Here is a 16,317-nt window from a genome sequence, read left to right on the forward strand (position 1 = left end):
ATCGTCGCATGACCACGAGCGACTCCCCCAGCCCCGTCCGCCTCGAGATCGGGAGTGACGAGCTCCGCGTCTCCGTCACCACGGCCGGAGCCGAGCTCACCTCGCTGCGCGACGCCGCCGGGCTCGAGTACCTCTGGCAGGCGGGCCCGGAGTGGCGGCGGCACGCGCCCGTCCTGTTCCCGATCATCGGCCGCCTGCCCGACGACACCCTCCACCACGACGGCGTCTCCTACCCGATGGGTCAGCACGGCTTCGCCCGCGATCGGGTGTTCGAGCTCGCGGGCGGCTCGGGCGACGAGGCCGTGTTCCGACTGCGCAGTGACGCCGCGACCCGCGAGGTCTTCCCGTTCGACTGGACTCTGCTCGTCGCCTACGCCGTCACCGGATCGACGCTGCGCATCACGCAGACCGTCGAGAACCGCGGAACCGGGCCGCTGGGCGCGTCGGTGGGCAACCACCCGGCGTTCGCGCTGCCGCTCCCGGGCGGGAGCGGCGAGCACCGCATCCGCTTCGCCGAGGAGGAGCCCGAGGGCTTCCGCCGCGCGCCGGGGAACCTGCTCGCGGACCCGCGCTTCCCCTCGCCGCTCGAGGACGGCGCTCTCGTCGTCGACGACGCCTGGTTCGAGGAGGATGCGATGATCTTCGACACGCCGAAGCGCCGCGTGATGACCCTCGAGGCCGACGGAGCCCGCTCGATCACCGTCGACGCGGGTGACTTCGACGTCGTCGGCGTCTGGAAGCCGGTCGGCGCCCCGTTCGTCTGCATCGAGCCCTGGCGCAGCATCCCCACCCCGGCGGGCTGGGACGGCGACATCGTCGACAAGCCCGGGCAGTTCGTGCTGGCACCGGGCGAGCAGCGGGCCTTCTCCTACAGCATCGCGCTCAGCTGAAGGTCCTCGCGCTGCAGCTGCGCGTCGAGGAGCTCGAAACGGCGGATGATCAGCCCCTCGCGGGTGGCCCACGGGCAGATCACGAGCTTCTCGACGCCGAGCGCGTCCATGGCGGCCTCGGCCACCAGGGCGCCGGCGAGCAGCTGCGGCGCGCGGAGGGAGGAGACGCCGGGCAGCGCGGAGCGGTCGGCCGCGCTGATCGCCGCCAGTCGCGAGCTCCAGAGCCGCAGGTCGACGAGGTGCAGCTCGCGGCGCACCAGGGGGCCCGCGGCGCTCGGAGCGGCGCCGGTGATGCGCGCGAGCGAGCGGAACGTCTTCGACGTGCCGGCCACCAGATCGGGACGGCCCAGCGCGAGGAACGCGCGGGCGGGGTCGGCGAGCAGATCACGGGCGTGCCGTCGTGCGGCCTTGACGCTCACGGCCGACGGAGGGTCGCCCTGCAGCAGGTCGCGCGTCACGCGTCCCGCGCCCAGCGGCACCGAGACGGCCAGCTCCGGCACCTCGTCCACGCCCATCGACAGCTCGAACGAGCCGCCGCCGATGTCGAGATCGAGGATCGAGCCGGCGCCCCAGCCGAACCAGCGACGCACGGCCAGGAAGGTGGCCGACGCCTCCGCCTCTCCGCCGAGCTCCTGGAGGTGCACGCCGGTCTCGTCGCGGACGCGGGCGAGGACCTCCGCGCCGTTGCCCGCCTCGCGGATCGCCGAGGTCGCGAACGCGAGGACGTCCTCGGCGCGGTGCTCGCGAGCGACGTCGCGCGCCTCCGCGACGAACGAGATCAGCTCGCGCTGACCCTCCTCGGTGATGTCTCCTGCGGCGTCGAGGTACGCGACCAGCGCGAGGCTGCGCTTGTGCGAGCGGTACGGGACGGGGCGGGCTCCGGGATGAGCGTCGACGAGGAGCAGGTGGACGGTGTTGGAGCCGATGTCGAGCACGCCGAGTCGCATGCGCCCACGGTAGCGCGGTGGCGACAGCGCTCCGGACACGCGGCCACGCCCCGGACGCCCGCCTGACGCGCCGGAGGGCCACGGCTGCCGCCGCTCTGCGACCGTTCGGCACCCACGGAGTCGTCCGCAACCGAGGTCGAGAGAGCCCGCGGGGTCCGTTGCGGCCTCGAGAGCCGTTCCCGCCCTCGGTTCCGAACGCGACGGAGCAGAGGCGAGCAACGCCGACCCGAGCCCTCCCGCCTCCCTCGGGCGGAGCGATCACCAGCCCGCCCGCGCCAGCGGAATCCGACACCCGGGCGGACGCGGGCCTCGATACGGCGCTGCGCGCCTCCTCGACCAGCAGAGAGGCGGGGCGAACTCGTGGTCCAGACCCTGCGCCTCTCGACTAGAGAGGTCGCCGTCGGAGCTCCTGCTCCCGCAGGGGAGCGGACGACCAGCCTGGCCCCTCCGAGGGTCACCGGCGATCCGCGTGCGAGCGGATCGTCGTACCCGGAACGCGACCCGCTCCTCTCCGCGCAACCCTCTGCGGAAGCCGACCGCGCGACGTCCGACGAGGAACGAGGAGAACGTCGAAAAAGGTGGCACGGGTCACCGGCGATCCGCGTGCGAGCGGATCGTCGTACCCGGAACGCGACCCGCTCCTCCCCCGGCGCCCATGCGCGGTAGCCGACCGCGCGACGATCGACGAGGAACGAGGAGAACGTCGAAGGGCCCGGTCGCGAAGCGACCGGGCCCTTCAGGAACTCAGTGGTCCCAGTTCTCCACGGGCTCCACCGAGCTGGAGGAGCCGACGACGTGCACGCGCATGTCGTTCGTGGTGCCGGCACGCCCGGGGGCGATCCGGAGACGACGACGACCGTCTCGCCCGGCTTGGCGAGGCCCTTGTTGAGGAGCACGGCGTCGACCTGCGCGAACATCGCGTCGGTGTGGTTCACGCGCGGGGTCACGAAGGACTGGACGCCCCAGTTCAGCGCCATGCGGCGTCGGACCGCCGGCTCCGGCGTGAAGCCGATGATGGGGATGCCGTGGCGCAGGCGGGTCATGCGGCGCACGGAGTCGCCCGACTCGGTGAACACGCAGAGGAACTTCGCCTCGACGAACTCGGCGACCTCGGCGGCGGCCAGCGTGACGGATCCGCCCTGGGTGCGCGGCTTGCTGCCGAGCGGGGGGATCCGCTCCAGGCCGTGCTCCTCGGTCGACTCGACGATGCGCGCCATGGTCTGGACGGTGACGACCGGCCAGGCTCCGACGCTGGTCTCGCCCGAGAGCATGACCGCGTCGGCACCGTCGAGGATCGCGTTCGCGACGTCCGAGGCCTCGGCGCGGGTGGGGCGCGGGCTCTCGATCATCGACTCGAGCATCTGGGTCGCGACGATGACCGGCTTGGCCCAGCGGCGCGCGAGCTCGACGGCGTGCTTCTGCACGATCGGGACCGCCTCGAGGGGCAGCTCGACGCCCAGGTCGCCGCGGGCGACCATGATGCCGTCGAAGACGTCGATGATCTCCTGCAGGTTGTCGACCGCCTGCGGCTTCTCGATCTTGGCGATGACGGGAGCCTTGCGGCCCTCCTCCGCCATGATCTCGTGCACGCGGGTGATGTCGCTGGCGTTGCGGACGAAGGACAGCGCGATGATGTCGGCTCCCAGGCGGATCGCCCAGCGGAGGTCGTCCTCGTCCTTCTGCGACAGCGCGGGGACGTTCACCGCGACGCCGGGCAGGTTGATGCCCTTGTTGTTCGAGACGTTGCCGGGGACGACGACCTCGGTGACGACGCGGGGGCCCTCGACGGCCGTGACGCGGACCGCGACCTTGCCGTCGTCGATGAGGAGCATGTCGCCCGGGTTCACGTCATCGGGCAGGCCCTTGAACGTGGTGCCCGAGAGCTCCTTGGTGCCCACGACGTCCTCGGTCGTGATGGTGAAGACGTCACCCTCGGCGAGGGCGTACGGGCCGCCCTCGAACTTGCCGAGGCGGATCTTCGGGCCCTGGAGGTCGACCAGGATCGCGACCGCGCGTCCGGCGTCGTCGGCCGCCTTTCGGACGATGCGGTAGATGCCCTCGTGGACGTCGTAGCTGCCGTGGCTGAGGTTCATGCGGGCCACGTCCACGCCGGCGTCGATGATCGCACGAATGGTCTCGTACGACGACGTTGCCGGGCCGAGGGTGGCGACGATTTTCGCTCGTCTCATTGAGGGGGTGCTCCGTTGTTCTGCGCCCGGAGGCGCGTCGTTAGCGGGGAGGGTGAGCAGGGATTGCCAGCGCGAGACTATCGCCTCGGCGCGACTAGAGGGTGAAGCCGCGGTCGTTCGGGCCGACGGGCGCGGGGAGCTGCGTGGTGCCCTCGAGGTAGCGGTCGACCTCGGCCGCGACGGAGCGGCCCTCGGCGATCGCCCACACGATGAGGGACTGGCCGCGGCCCGCGTCTCCGGCGACGAACACGCCGGGGGCGGTCGTCTCGAAGTTGGCGCCGCGGTCGACGTTGCCGCGGTCCGTGAACGGCACGGCGAGCTGACCTGCCAGGCGGTCCGACTCCGGGCCGGTGAAGCCCAGGGCCAGCAGGACCAGGTCGGCCGGGATCTCGCGCTCGGTGCCGCTCTTGGGGACGCGGCGCCCGTCGAGGTACTCGGTCTCGGCGACGCGCACCGCGCGCACCTCGCCGACCTCGTTCGAGAGGAACTCCACGGTGGAGGCGAGGAACATCCGCTCGCCGCCCTCCTCGTGGGCGCTCGAGACCTCGAACACGGTCGGGTCCATCGGCCAGGGCTGGCTGTCCGGTCGCTCCGACGGCGGCTGCTTGCCGATCGCCAGGTTGGTGACGGACGCGGCCTTCTGGCGGTGCGCGGTGCCGATGCAGTCGGCTCCGGTGTCGCCGCCGCCGAGGACCACGACGTGCTTGCCCTCCGCGCTGATCTGCTCGAAGACGGTGTCGCCCGCGAGCACGCGGTTGGACTGCACGAGGTACTCCATGGCGAAGTGCACGCCCGAGAGGTCGCGGCCCGGGATCGGCAGGTCGCGCGGCACGAGGGCACCGGTCGCGACCACGACGGCGTCGTAGCGCGCGCGGAGATCGTCCCAGGTGATGTCCTGACCGATGTCGACGCCCGCGCGGAAGCGGGTGCCCTCGGCCTTCATCTGGTTCAGCCGCAGCTCGAGGTGCTTCTTCTCCATCTTGAAGTCCGGGATGCCGTAGCGCAGGAGTCCGCCGATGCGGTCGTCGCGCTCGTACACCGCGACGGTGTGCCCGGCGCGGGTGAGCTGCTGCGCGGCCGCGAGGCCGGCGGGCCCGGAGCCGACGACCGCCACCGTCTTGCCGGTGAGGCGCTCGGGCGGGTGCGGCTGCACCCAGTCGTTGCCGAAGGCCTGGTCGATGATCGAGACCTCGATCTGCTTGATCGTGACCGCGGGCTGGTTGATGCCGAGCACGCACGACGACTCGCACGGAGCCGGGCAGAGCCGGCCGGTGAACTCCGGGAAGTTGTTGGTCGCGTGCAGTCGCTCGATGGCCTGGCGGCCCTCGCCGCGCCACATCAGGTCGTTCCACTCCGGGATCAGGTTCCCGAGCGGGCAGCCCTTGTGGCAGAACGGGATGCCGCAGTCCATGCAGCGTCCGGCCTGGCGTCGCAGCACGGCGGAATCGCCCTGCTCGTACACCTCTTTCCAGTCCATCAGCCGCACGGACACCGGGCGCCGCTTGGGCAGCTCCCGGTCCTGCACCTTCAGGAACCCCTTGGGATCAGCCACCGGTCACCTCCAGAATCCGTCCCCAGACGACGTCGCCGTCGGGGTCGAGCCCCTCTTCGACAGCGGATGCACGCGTCGCGAGCACCGCGGCGAAGTCGCGGGGCAGTACCTTGACGAAACGCGAGACGGTTCCGTCGAAATCGTCGAGCATGCCCTGGGCCAGGGTGGACTCGGTCTCGGCGACGTGGCGCTCGAGAAGGTCGCGGAGCATCTCGACATCGGCGCTGTCGAGCGCCGAGAGCGTGAGCTCCCCAGAGGCGAGGGCGTCGCGGTTGACGAGCTCGCGCTGGAGCCCGTGCACGTAGGCCGTGCCACCGGACATGCCCGCGCCGAGGTTCCGACCCGTGTCGCCGAGGATCACGGCCAGGCCGCCGGTCATGTACTCGAGCGCGTGGTCGCCCACGCCCTCGACGACCGCCGTCGCGCCGGAGTTGCGGACGAGGAACCGCTCGCCGACCATGCCGCGGATGAACATCGTGCCCTGGGTCGCCCCGTAGCCGATGACGTTGCCCGCGATCACGTTGGTCGAGGCGTCGAAGGTGCTGCGGCGGTCGGGCCGCACCACGATCTGGCCGCCCGAGAGGCCCTTGCCGACGTAGTCGTTCGAGTCGCCCTCGAGCCGCAGGGTGATGCCCGCGGGGAGGAAGGCGCCGAGAGACTGCCCGGCGGAGCCGCGCAGCGACACGACGATGGAGTCGGCCGGCAGGCCGTTCTCGCCGTAGCGCACCGTGACCTCGTGACCGAGCATGGTGCCGACCGCGCGCTCGGTGTTCTTGATCTCGCGCTCGATCCTGACGGTGCCTCGGTGATCGAGCACGTTCGCCGCGAGGCGGATGAGCTCGTTGTCGAAGTGCTTCTCGAGCTCGTGCTCCTGGGCGCGGCCGTGGCGGCGCGGCTCCTCGGCCGTGAAGACGGGGCCGACGAGGATCGGCGTGAGGTCCAGGCCGCTCGCCTTCCAGTGCTCGATCGCCTGGTTGACGTCGAGCAGCTCGCGGTGGCCGACGATCTCGTCGATGCTGCGGTAGCCGAGCTGCGAGAGGTACTCGCGCACCTCCTGGGCGATGAACTCGAAGAAGTTGACGACGAACTCCGGCTTGCCCGAGAAGCGCTTGCGCAGCTCCGGGTTCTGCGTGGCGACGCCGACGGGGCAGGTGTCGAGGTGGCAGACGCGCATCATGATGCAGCCCTCGACGATCAGCGGAGCGGTCGCGAAGCCGAACTCCTCGGCTCCGAGCAGCGCGCCGATCACGACGTCGCGGCCGGTCTTCATCTGACCGTCGACCTGCACCACGACGCGGTCGCGCATGCCGTTGAGCATGAGCGTCTGCTGCGTCTCGGCGAGACCGAGCTCCCACGGCGTGCCCGCGTGCTTGAGCGAGTTGACCGGGCTCGCGCCCGTGCCGCCGTCGTGGCCCGAGACGAGGATGACGTCGGCCAGGGCCTTCGCCGTTCCTGCCGCGACCGCGCCGATGCCGGACTGGCTGACCAGCTTGGCGTGGATGCGGGCGGAGGGGTTGGCGCGCTTGAGGTCGAAGATCAGCTGCTTGAGGTCCTCGATCGAGTAGATGTCGTGGTGCGGCGGCGGCGAGATGAGGCCGACGCCGGCGGTCGCGTGACGGGTGCGCGCGATCCACGGGTACACCTTGGTCGGCGGCAGCTGACCGCCCTCGCCGGGCTTCGCGCCCTGGGCGAGCTTGATCTGGATGTCGTCGGCGTGGGTGAGGTACATGCTCGTGACGCCGAAGCGGCCCGAGGCGACCTGCTTGATCGCGGAACGGCGCTCGGGGTCGAGCAGTCGCTCCGTGTCCTCGCCGCCCTCGCCGGTGTTCGACTTGGCGCCGAGGCGGTTCATCGCGATGGCGAGCGTCTCGTGCGCTTCCGGCGAGATGGAGCCGTAGCTCATCGCACCGGTCGAGAAGCGCTTGACGATCGACTCGACCGGCTCGACCTCGTCGATCGGCACGGGCGTCCGCCCCTCGGTGTCGAGGGTGAACATGCCGCGCAGGGTCATGAGCGAGCTCGCCTGGTCGTCGACCATCTTCGTGTACTCGCGGAACACGTCGTAGCGGCGGTTGCGCGTGGAGTGCTGCAGTCGGAAGACGGTGTCGGGGTTGAAGAGGTGCGGGGCGCCGTCGCGGCGCCACTGGTACTCGCCGCCGACCGCGAGGCGCTCGTGGGCGACGACCGCGCCGTCCTCGGGGTACGCGGCGCGGTGGCGCGCGGCGTTCTCCTCGGCGACGACGTCGATCCCGATGCCGCCGAGCTTCGAGACGGTTCCGGTGAAGTACTGGTCGACGAAGGCCTGGCTGAGGCCGACGGCCTCGAAGGTCTGCGCTCCGGCGTAGCTCGACACCGTCGAGATGCCCATCTTGGACATGATCTTCAGCACGCCCTTGCCGAGCGCCTTGATCACGTTCTTGACGGCCTTCTCGGGCGAGATGTCCGAGAGCATGCCGCTGCGCACGAGCTGCTCGCAGGTCTCCATGGCGAGGTACGGGTTGACGGCGGACGCACCGTAGCCGATCAGGGTCGCGACGTGGTGCACCTCGCGGACGTCGCCGGCCTCGACGACCAGCCCGACGCGCATCCGGTTCTCGGTGCGGATCAGGTGGTGGTGCACGGCCGCGAGCATCAGCAGGGACGGGATCGGAGCGAGGTCCTTCGTGGAGTCGCGGTCCGACAGCACGAGGAACTGCGCACCGGCCGCGATCGCCTCGTCGGCCTCGCTGCACATCTCGTCGATGCGGTCCTGCATGGCGCGGGGACCGGCGTCGACGCGGTAGAGGCCGCGGATCGTCGTGGTGATGTGGCTGAGCGGACGCGGAGCGATGTGCTGGATCTTGGCCAGCTCGTCGTTGTCGATCACCGGGAAGTCGAGGACGACCTGACGGGCGTGCTCGGCCCCGGCCGACAGCAGGTTGCGCTCCGGGCCGAGCCCGAGGCGCAGCGACGTGACGACCTCCTCGCGGATGGAGTCGAGTGGCGGGTTGGTGACCTGCGCGAACGCCTGGGTGAAGTAGTCGAACAGCAGACGGGGGCGCTTGGACAGTACGGCGACGGGCGTGTCGGAGCCCATCGCTCCGAGCGGCTCGGCGCCGGCCTTCGCCATCGGCAGCAGGAGGAGGCGGACCTCCTCCTCGGTGTAGCCGAACGTGCGCTGACGGCGGTTGACGGACGCCGGCGTGTGCACGATGTGCTCGCGCTCGGGCAGGTCCTTGAGGTTGATCCGGCCCTTGTCGAGCCACTCCTCGAAGGGACCGGACTCGGCGAGCTGCCCCTTGATCTCCTCGTCCTCGACGATGCGGCCCTGCTCGGTGTCGACCAGGAACATGCGTCCGGGCTGGAGGCGGCCCTTGCGGACCACCTTCGCGGGGTCGATGTCGAGCACGCCGATCTCGCTCGCGAGCACGACGAGGCCGTCGTCGGTCACGACGTAGCGTCCCGGACGGAGTCCGTTGCGGTCGAGGGTGGCGCCGACGAGCTCGCCGTCGGTGAAGACGATGGCGGCGGGGCCGTCCCACGGCTCCATGAGCATCGAGTGGTACTCGTAGAACGCGCGGCGCTTCTGGTCGATCGCGGCGGCCTGGTTCTCCCACGCCTCCGGCACCATCATCATGATCGCGTGCGGCAGCGAGCGGCCGGCGAGGTTCAGCAGCTCCACGGTCTCGTCGAACGAGGCGGAGTCGCTGCGCCCGGGAGAGACGATCGGGAACAGCGGCGAGAGGTCGCCGAGCTCCTTGCTCTTCAGCTGGGACTGGCGTGCGCGCATCCAGTTGCGGTTGCCCTGCACCGTGTTGATCTCGCCGTTGTGCGCGATCATCCGGAACGGCTGCGCGAGCGGCCACGACGGGAAGGTGTTGGTCGAGTAGCGCGAGTGCACGAGCGCGAGCTTCGAGGTGAAGCGCTCGTCCTGGAGGTCCGGGTAGAACGGCTCGAGCTGGAGCGTCGTCACCATGCCCTTGTAGACGAGCGTGCGGCTCGAGAGCGACATGAAGTACACCTCGAGCTCGCGCTCGACGCGCTTGCGCAGGCGGAAGGTCAGCCGATCCAGGCGCACCGAGGAGAGCGGGGTCCCGGTCTCGTCGGTGAGGTCGCTGCGCACGTAGAGCTGCTCGATCGCGGGCATCGCCGCGCGGGCGAGGGTGCCGATCTCGTCCGGCTGCACCGGGACGGACCGCCACCCCCACGACGGTGAGGCTCTCCTCGCGGGCGATGTCGGCGATCGTCGACTTGACGCGCTCGCGCTCGAACACGTCGACCGGGAGGAACGCGTTGCCGACGGCGTACTGGCCGAGCGGCGGCAGCTCGAAGGCCGCGACCGCACGGAGGAAGTCGTCCGGGATCTGCGTGATGATGCCGGCGCCGTCCCCGGTGCCCGCATCGGAGCCGACCGCGCCGCGGTGCTCGAGGTTGCGCAGGGCGTCGAGGGCCGCGTCGATGATGTCGTGCCCGGCGGTGCCGCGCATGGTGGCGACCATCGCGAGACCGCAGGCGTCCTTCTCGGCCGCAGGGTCGTACATGCCCTGGGCGGGCGGAGTGCCGAGGAACGGCACGACGGGGACGCGGGGCGAGGGCTGGGCGGGTGCCATGTCAGGAACCGTCCTCACGAGAGTTGTGGCGGATGGGGACGTCGCTGGCCCGCAGGGTGGTGATGGAGGGTCGGCTCCCCGATCGGGAGGGCCGTGTCGTGGGGGTCACGCGCCGTCGGCGTGACCGCACGGACGACACGCGGCAGCGCTTGTGGCTGAGCCGTGGAGTGCGATCGTGCGGTTGTCGGGCACCGGATCATCGGCCGCGGGAGTCCCGCGGCCTCCGTCAGGTGCGGGAGACCGTCGGCTTCTCGGCGTCGGCGCCGGAAGCAGCAGTGGTGGGTGCGTGCGAGTCGGACTCGACGTCCTCGAATTCTACCGCAGCCTCGGCCGGCTTCCACTCCTTGCCGGGGCGGTAGGCGGACGGTTCCGCGCCGGTGTGCTCGCGCTTCTGCACGATCACGAGGACAAGGCCGATCACGACGGCGAGCAGCGCGGCCCAGACGTTCGTCCGGATGCCCCAGAAGACCTCGCTCGGGTCGACGCGGATCGACTCGAACCAGACGCGGCCGACGCCGTACCAGATGAGGTAGGCGGCGAAGACGGTGCCCCACTGCAGCTTCAGGCGGCGCTCGAGCAGCAGGATCACCGCGATGCCGACGACGTTCCAGAGGATCTCGTAGAGGAAGGTCGGGTGGAACAGCGTGCCCTCGGGCAGCCCGACCGGGTACGCGGGGTTCGAGGTCGGGACCTCGAGGCCCCAGGGCAGCGTCGTGGGCAGTCCGTAGAGCTCCACGTTGAACCAGTTGCCGAGGCGGCCGAGGGCCTGGGCGGCGAGCATGCCGGGCGCGAGGGCGTCCGCGAAGGTCCAGAAACGCACCCCGGTCCACCGGCAGCCGATCCAGGCGCCGACGGCACCGCCGATCAGCCCGCCGAAGATGGCGTTGCCGCCCTCCCAGATGTAGAGCGTGCGCAGCAGATCCGCGCCGTCGTAGAAGTAGTCGCCCGGGTGGGTGAGCACGTGGTAGATCCGCGCCCCCACGATGCCCAGCGGGACCGCCCAGATGATGATGTCGAGCACGACCCACGGCTCGGCGCCGCGGCGCTTCAGTCGTGCGTTCGTCATGATCGTCGCGACGACGATGCCGGCGAGGATGCACAGCGCGTAGGTGTGGATCGAGAAGGTCCGGTCGAAGAGCGTGAAGTCGTACTGACTCCACGCCTCGGGCGGGCTCGGGATGCTCAGCGGTACGGACACCGGTACGTCGACCTTTCGAACGGAGGGGTTCCCCGGGCACGACGACGTCGCGCCCCGACGGGCACTGCGATTGTAGTGGGAGCCGTCAGGCGCGCAGGCGCGTGCCGTCGGCCAGACCGCGTGCCGTCTCTGCCACGGCGTCGACTCCTCCGGACGCGAGAGCGCGCACCAGGGCGGAGCCGACGATGGCGCCGTCGGCGTAGGCGAGGATCTCGGCGACCTGCTCCCCCGTCGAGATGCCCAGGCCGACGCAGGCGCTCTCGGACCCGGCGGAGCGGAGGCGGTCGACGAGCGTCCGAGCGGCGGTGTCGACGTCGGTGCGCGCTCCCGTGATGCCCATGGTGGACACCGCGTAGACGAAGCCCCGGCTCGAGGAGACGGCCTGGCGCAGGCGCTCGTCGGTCGAGGACGGTGCGGCCAGGAACACCCGGTCCAGGCCCAGGCGCTCGGAGACGGCGATCCACTCCGCGCCCTCGTCGGGGATGAGGTCGGGGGTGATGAGACCCGACCCGCCCGCCTCGGCGAGGTCGGTCGCGAAGCGCTCCACCCCGTACTGCAGCACGGGGTTGTAGTAGGTCATGACCAGCACGGGCACGTCGACGCGGGAGCGGATCTCGCGCACGGCCTCGAAGCCGTGACGCAGCTTGAAGCCGCCGGCGATCGCGGTCTGCGTCGCCTGCTGGATCACCGGACCGTCCATGACGGGGTCGGAGTAGGGCAGTCCGAGCTCGATCGCGTCGACGCCGTTCTCGGCCATGGCGACCGCGGCGTCGATGCTCGTCGCGAGGTCGGGGAAGCCCACGGGGAGGTACCCGATGAGGGCCCCTGCGGCCTCGGTGTTGCGCCGGCGGACGGTCTCGGCGACGCTGGGCCCCACTCCGCTCACGACTGCACCGCTCGCTGGTCCATCAGGCCGAAGTAGTGCGCGGCCGTCGTCATGTCCTTGTCGCCGCGTCCCGACAGGTTGACGAGGATCGTCGCCTCCGGCCCCAGCTCTCGCCCGAGCACCAGCGTGCCGGCGAGGGCGTGCGCGGACTCGATCGCGGGGATGATGCCCTCGGTGCGGCTGAGGAGCTTGAGCGCGTCCATGGCCTCGCCGTCGGTCACGGCGCGGTAGTCGGCGCGGCCGATGCTCGCGAGCCAGGCGTGCTCGGGTCCGACACCGGGGTAGTCCAGGCCTGCCGAGATGGAGTGCGACTCGACGGTCTGCCCGTCCTCGTCCTGCAGGAGGAAGCTGCGCGCGCCGTGCAGGACGCCGGGACGGCCCTTGCTGATCGTCGCCGCGTGGCGCGGGGTGTCGATGCCGTCGCCGCCGGCCTCGAAGCCGACGAGTCGGACCTCGGGGTCGTCGAGGAACGCGTGGAAGATGCCCATGGCGTTCGAGCCGCCGCCCACGCAGGCCGTGACGGCCGTGGGGAGCGATCCGGTGAGCTCGAGGACCTGCTCGCGCGCCTCCTCGCCGATGATCTTCTGGAAGTCGCGCACGAGGGCGGGGAACGGGTGCGGACCCGCGACCGTGCCGAAGATGTAGTTGGTCGATTCGACGTTCGTCACCCAGTCGCGCATGGCGTCGTTGATCGCGTCCTTGAGGGTGCGCGATCCGGTCGTCACCGAGACGACCTCGGCGCCGAGCAGTCGCATGCGGGCGACGTTGAGCGCCTGGCGCTCGGTGTCGACCTCGCCCATGTAGACGACGCACTCGAGGCCGAAGAGGGCCGCGGCCGTGGCCGTCGCGACGCCGTGCTGGCCCGCTCCGGTCTCGGCGATCACGCGGGTCTTGCCGATGCGCTTGGTCAGGAGCGCCTGGCCGAGCACGTTGTTGATCTTGTGCGAGCCGGTGTGGTTGAGGTCCTCGCGCTTGAGGATGATGCGCGCACCGCCGGCGTGCGCCGCGAAGCGAGGCACCTCGGTGATGATCGAGGGCCGGCCCGTGTAGCTGCGGTGCAGCTCCATGAGCTCCGCATGGAACTCGGGGTCGATCTTCGTGCGCTCGTACTCGGCGCTCAGCTCATCGAGCGCCTCCACGAGGGATTCGGGGACGTAGCGACCGCCGAAGTCGCCGAAGTAGGGGCCGAGTTCGTCTCGGAGGGCCATGGCAGTACCGCCAGTCGGTGTCAGTGCGCCAGGAAGCTGGCGAGGGTGGAAACGGGGTCGCCGCCGGTGACGAGGGCTTCCCCGACGAGGACGACGTCGGCGCCGGAGCGCCTGTAGTGGGCCACGTCGTCGGCGGAGAGGACCGCCGATTCGGCGACCTTCACCGCGTCGGCGGGGAAGCGCTCGGAGAGGCGGCCGAAGAGGTCGCGGTCGAGCTCGAAGGTGGACAGGTCGCGGGCGTTCACGCCGATGAGACGGGCGCCGAGGTCCGAGGCGCGCTCCAGCTCGTCGGCCGAGTGGGTCTCGACCAGCGGGGTCATGCCGAGGTCGAGGATCAGGGCGTGGAGCTCGCTCAGGACGCTCTGCTCGAGCGCCGCGACGATGAGGAGCACGAGATCGGCTCCCGCCGCACGGGCCTCGAGCACCTGGTAGGGCTCGGCGATGAAGTCCTTGCGCAGGACGGGGATCGACACCTGCGCGCGGACCGACTCGAGATCGGCGAGCGACCCCTTGAAGCGGCGCTCCTCGGTGAGGACGCTGATCGCACTCGCTCCGCCCTGCTCGTACTGCGACGCCAGGGCTGCGGGGTCGGGGATCTCGGCGAGGGCGCCGCGGGACGGGCTCGACCGCTTCACCTCGGCGATGATCCGGACGCGCTCGCCCGGAGCCAGCGCGGCCAGGGCGTCGATCGCGGGAGCGCGCAGAGCGGCCCGCCGCTCGACCTCGGCGAGCGGGACGGTCTCGCGGCGCGTCGCCGCGTCGGCCAGAGCGCCGGCGGTCAGATCGGTGAGCACCTAGGCGCGCGCCTTCGGGTTGGCCTTGGAGCCGTTCACTCCGTAGCCGGCCTTGGCCATGCCCATGCCGACGAGGAGGCCGACGATCACGAGACCGGCGGAGAGCCAGACGACGAGCGGGACGTCGAACCAGAAGGCGATCGTGCCGATCGTGAACCCGACCAGCATGATGACGACGGCCGTCCACGCGGCCGGCGAGTGGCCGTGGCTGTCTTCGTCGTGCTCGGTGCTCATGGTTCTCCTCCTGGACGTGCATCGGGACCCCACGAGTCTAGCGGTTCGCGCCCGAGGGCTCCCCGCGCTCGGGGCGGGTCGTCAGCGTCCCGACGTGGGGTCGTCGCCCCGGGAGAGCTCGTCCCAGGAGACGACGGGATCGATCGTGCCGTCGTCCGTCTCGACGGTCGAGGCGCCGTGCCCGTAGCCGTCGGCGGGCTCGAAGCGGGAGACGCGCTTCTTCTTCCGCGCGTCCGGCCAGCGGCGGACGGTCGCGAGCACTCCGACGCCCAGCAGGGCCGTCAGGGCGCCCGCGACGAGAGCGACGACGGGCCACGCGGTCGCGGTCGACGATCCCACGAGGGCGGCCACCGACTGCTCGCCGGCGATGGCCGTCGCCTCCGTGACGACGGAGGAACCGGCGCGCACCGGGTCGCTGAGGGCCGTCGACGCCGCCAGGACCACGAAGGCGCCGAGCACGACCTGCAGGAGGCCGAGCACGATGCGGAACGCAGGGCCGGCGATGGCCAGGGCCGCAGCGAGCGCGAGACCGGCCAGCGCGAGCGCCGAGAGCGCGGGAGCCGCCACCGTGCCCGCGACGTCCAGACCGTCGGTCGCACCGGCGAGCGTCAGCACGAACCACGTCTGCGTCGAGGAGGTCAGCTCGAGCGCGGCCAGCAGGACGATCCCGAGGATCGCCCCGTACTTGAGCCGCCGAGCGCTCACGGCTCCTCGGAGGTGACGGCGTCGAGCGGGTCCACGTCGAAGCAGGAGTGCTCCCCCGTGTGGCAGGCGGCACCGATCTGCTCGACCTGCACGAGGAGCGCGTCGGCGTCGCAGTCGAGGGCCGCTCCGCGCACGTACTGGGCGTGGCCGGACGTGTCGCCCTTGCGCCAGTACTCCTGTCGTGAGCGCGACCAGAAGGTGACTCGGCCCTCGGTGAGCGTGCGGCGCAAGGCCTCGCGGTCCATCCAGCCCATCATCAGCACCTCGCGGGTGTCGTGCTGCTGGATGATCGCGGGCAGCAGCCCGGCGGCGTCGAAGGTCGCGCGGTCGAGGACGGCGTCGAGCTCGGGATCGGTCATCGTCGGATCTCCAGGCCTGCGCCGTCGAGGGCGCGCTTCACGTCGCCGATGGTCATCTCGCGGTTGTGGAAGACCGAGGCCGCCAGCACGGCGTCGGCGCCCGCCTCGATCGCGGGCGCGAAGTGCTCGACGGCGCCGGCGCCTCCGGAGGCGATGACCGGCACCGAGCTGACCTCGCGCATCGCGGCGACCAGCTCCAGGTCGAAGCCCTGCTTGGTGCCGTCGGCGTCGATCGAGTTGACGAGCAGCTCGCCGGCCCCGCGCTCGACGGCTTCGGCCGCCCACGCGAGGGCGTCGACGGTGGTCTCGCGGCGACCGCCGTGGGTCGTGACGACGAACCCGGACGGCGTGGCGTCGCTCCGCTTGACGTCGAGCGAGAGGACGAGCACCTGCGCCCCGAAGACGTCGGCGATCTCGCCGACGAGCGCCGGGCGGGCGAGGGCGGCGGAGTTGACGCCCACCTTGTCGGCGCCGTGCGCGAGCAGGCGCGACACGTCGTCGACGCCGCGCACGCCGCCGCCGACCGTCAGCGGGATGAAGACCTGCTCGGCCGTCGCGCGGACCACGTCGTAGGTGGTGGAGCGGTCGTCGACCGTCGCGGTCACATCGAGGAAGGTCAGCTCGTCGGCGCCCTGCTCGAAGTAGAGCCGGGCGAGCTCGACCGGGTCGCCGGCATCGCGGAGGTTCTGGAAGTTGACGCCCTTGACGACGCGCCCGGCGGCGACGTCGAGGCACGGGATGACGCGGACGGCGAGGCTCATCGCTG

The 16,317-nt window shown here is 71.2% G+C and carries 11 protein-coding genes and 2 pseudogenes; 1 reads left to right on the top strand and 12 read right to left on the bottom strand.

Going from position 1 to position 16,317, the window contains the following annotated elements; all coding sequences use genetic code 11:
- The first annotated feature begins 8 nt into the window (after positions 1-8).
- Positions 9-890, top strand: a complete 882-nt coding sequence (locus tag AC0CID_RS04415) for an aldose 1-epimerase family protein (RefSeq protein ID WP_465225900.1) — start codon at positions 9-11, stop codon at positions 888-890.
- Here the strand turns inward: AC0CID_RS04415 and AC0CID_RS04420 are convergent.
- The 12 genes and pseudogenes from AC0CID_RS04420 to hisF form a co-directional block, all read right to left on the bottom strand.
- Positions 869-1,837 carry a Ppx/GppA family phosphatase gene (locus tag AC0CID_RS04420; RefSeq protein ID WP_465225901.1) on the bottom strand — a complete coding sequence of 323 codons (969 nt, stop codon included), beginning with the start codon at positions 1,835-1,837 and terminating at the stop codon, positions 869-871. The two genes, AC0CID_RS04415 and AC0CID_RS04420, sit on opposite strands and share 22 nt — an antisense overlap.
- Before the next feature lie 744 nt (positions 1,838-2,581).
- Positions 2,582-4,026, bottom strand: a pseudogene (gene pyk, locus AC0CID_RS04425) (pyruvate kinase).
- A 94-nt stretch (positions 4,027-4,120) separates the two neighbouring features.
- Positions 4,121-5,578 (bottom strand): glutamate synthase subunit beta, encoded by a 1,458-nt coding sequence (locus AC0CID_RS04430; protein WP_465225902.1) that lies wholly within the window; start codon positions 5,576-5,578, stop codon positions 4,121-4,123.
- Positions 5,571-10,167: pseudogene (gltB, locus tag AC0CID_RS04435) on the bottom strand (glutamate synthase large subunit). Before gltB ends, AC0CID_RS04430 begins: the two are co-directional and overlap by 8 nt.
- A gap of 226 nt (positions 10,168-10,393) precedes the next feature.
- Positions 10,394-11,365, bottom strand: a complete 972-nt coding sequence (gene lgt / locus AC0CID_RS04440; RefSeq protein ID WP_465225903.1) for a prolipoprotein diacylglyceryl transferase — start codon at positions 11,363-11,365, stop codon at positions 10,394-10,396.
- Positions 11,366-11,450: 85 nt separating this feature from the next.
- Complete coding sequence (trpA, locus tag AC0CID_RS04445; protein WP_207402646.1) at positions 11,451-12,251, bottom strand: tryptophan synthase subunit alpha; 801 nt, start codon at positions 12,249-12,251, stop codon at positions 11,451-11,453.
- Positions 12,248-13,459, bottom strand: a complete 1,212-nt coding sequence (gene trpB / locus AC0CID_RS04450; RefSeq protein ID WP_465225904.1) for a tryptophan synthase subunit beta — start codon at positions 13,457-13,459, stop codon at positions 12,248-12,250. Before trpB ends, trpA begins: the two co-directional genes overlap by 4 nt.
- A gap of 20 nt (positions 13,460-13,479) precedes the next feature.
- On the bottom strand, positions 13,480-14,253 hold the full coding sequence (gene trpC / locus AC0CID_RS04455) for an indole-3-glycerol phosphate synthase TrpC (RefSeq protein ID WP_207402648.1): 774 nt from the start codon (positions 14,251-14,253) through the stop codon (positions 13,480-13,482).
- Positions 14,254-14,487 carry a DUF6704 family protein gene (locus AC0CID_RS04460; RefSeq protein WP_056867205.1) on the bottom strand — a complete coding sequence of 78 codons (234 nt, stop codon included), beginning with the start codon at positions 14,485-14,487 and terminating at the stop codon, positions 14,254-14,256.
- Between the two features lie 81 nt (positions 14,488-14,568).
- The gene (locus AC0CID_RS04465) at positions 14,569-15,192 is read right to left on the bottom strand and encodes a Trp biosynthesis-associated membrane protein (protein WP_465225905.1); all 624 of its coding nucleotides are present in this window, start codon (positions 15,190-15,192) and stop codon (positions 14,569-14,571) included.
- A complete protein-coding gene (gene hisI, locus AC0CID_RS04470) occupies positions 15,189-15,551 on the bottom strand; it encodes a phosphoribosyl-AMP cyclohydrolase (protein ID WP_251942592.1) in 363 nt (120 codons plus the stop codon). The genes AC0CID_RS04465 and hisI overlap by 4 nt, the downstream gene beginning before the upstream one ends.
- A complete protein-coding gene (gene hisF / locus AC0CID_RS04475; protein ID WP_465225906.1) occupies positions 15,548-16,312 on the bottom strand; it encodes an imidazole glycerol phosphate synthase subunit HisF in 765 nt (254 codons plus the stop codon). The genes hisI and hisF overlap by 4 nt, the downstream gene beginning before the upstream one ends.
- Between the last annotated feature and the right edge of the window lie 5 nt (positions 16,313-16,317).

The organism is Rathayibacter sp. AC451 (assembly GCF_979253095.1).

Excerpts from the sequence above, each read along its gene's own strand:
- AC0CID_RS04415 (WP_465225900.1), top strand. The coding sequence starts at position 9 with ATGACCACGAGCGACTCCCCCAGCCCCGTCCGCCTCGAGATCGGGAGT.
- hisF (WP_465225906.1), bottom strand. The coding sequence starts at position 16,312 with ATGAGCCTCGCCGTCCGCGTCATCCCGTGCCTCGACGTCGCCGCCGGG.
- trpB (WP_465225904.1), bottom strand. The coding sequence starts at position 13,459 with ATGGCCCTCCGAGACGAACTCGGCCCCTACTTCGGCGACTTCGGCGGT.
- AC0CID_RS04420 (WP_465225901.1), bottom strand. The coding sequence starts at position 1,837 with ATGCGACTCGGCGTGCTCGACATCGGCTCCAACACCGTCCACCTGCTC.
- hisI (WP_251942592.1), bottom strand. The coding sequence starts at position 15,551 with ATGACCGATCCCGAGCTCGACGCCGTCCTCGACCGCGCGACCTTCGAC.
- AC0CID_RS04460 (WP_056867205.1), bottom strand. The coding sequence starts at position 14,487 with ATGAGCACCGAGCACGACGAAGACAGCCACGGCCACTCGCCGGCCGCG.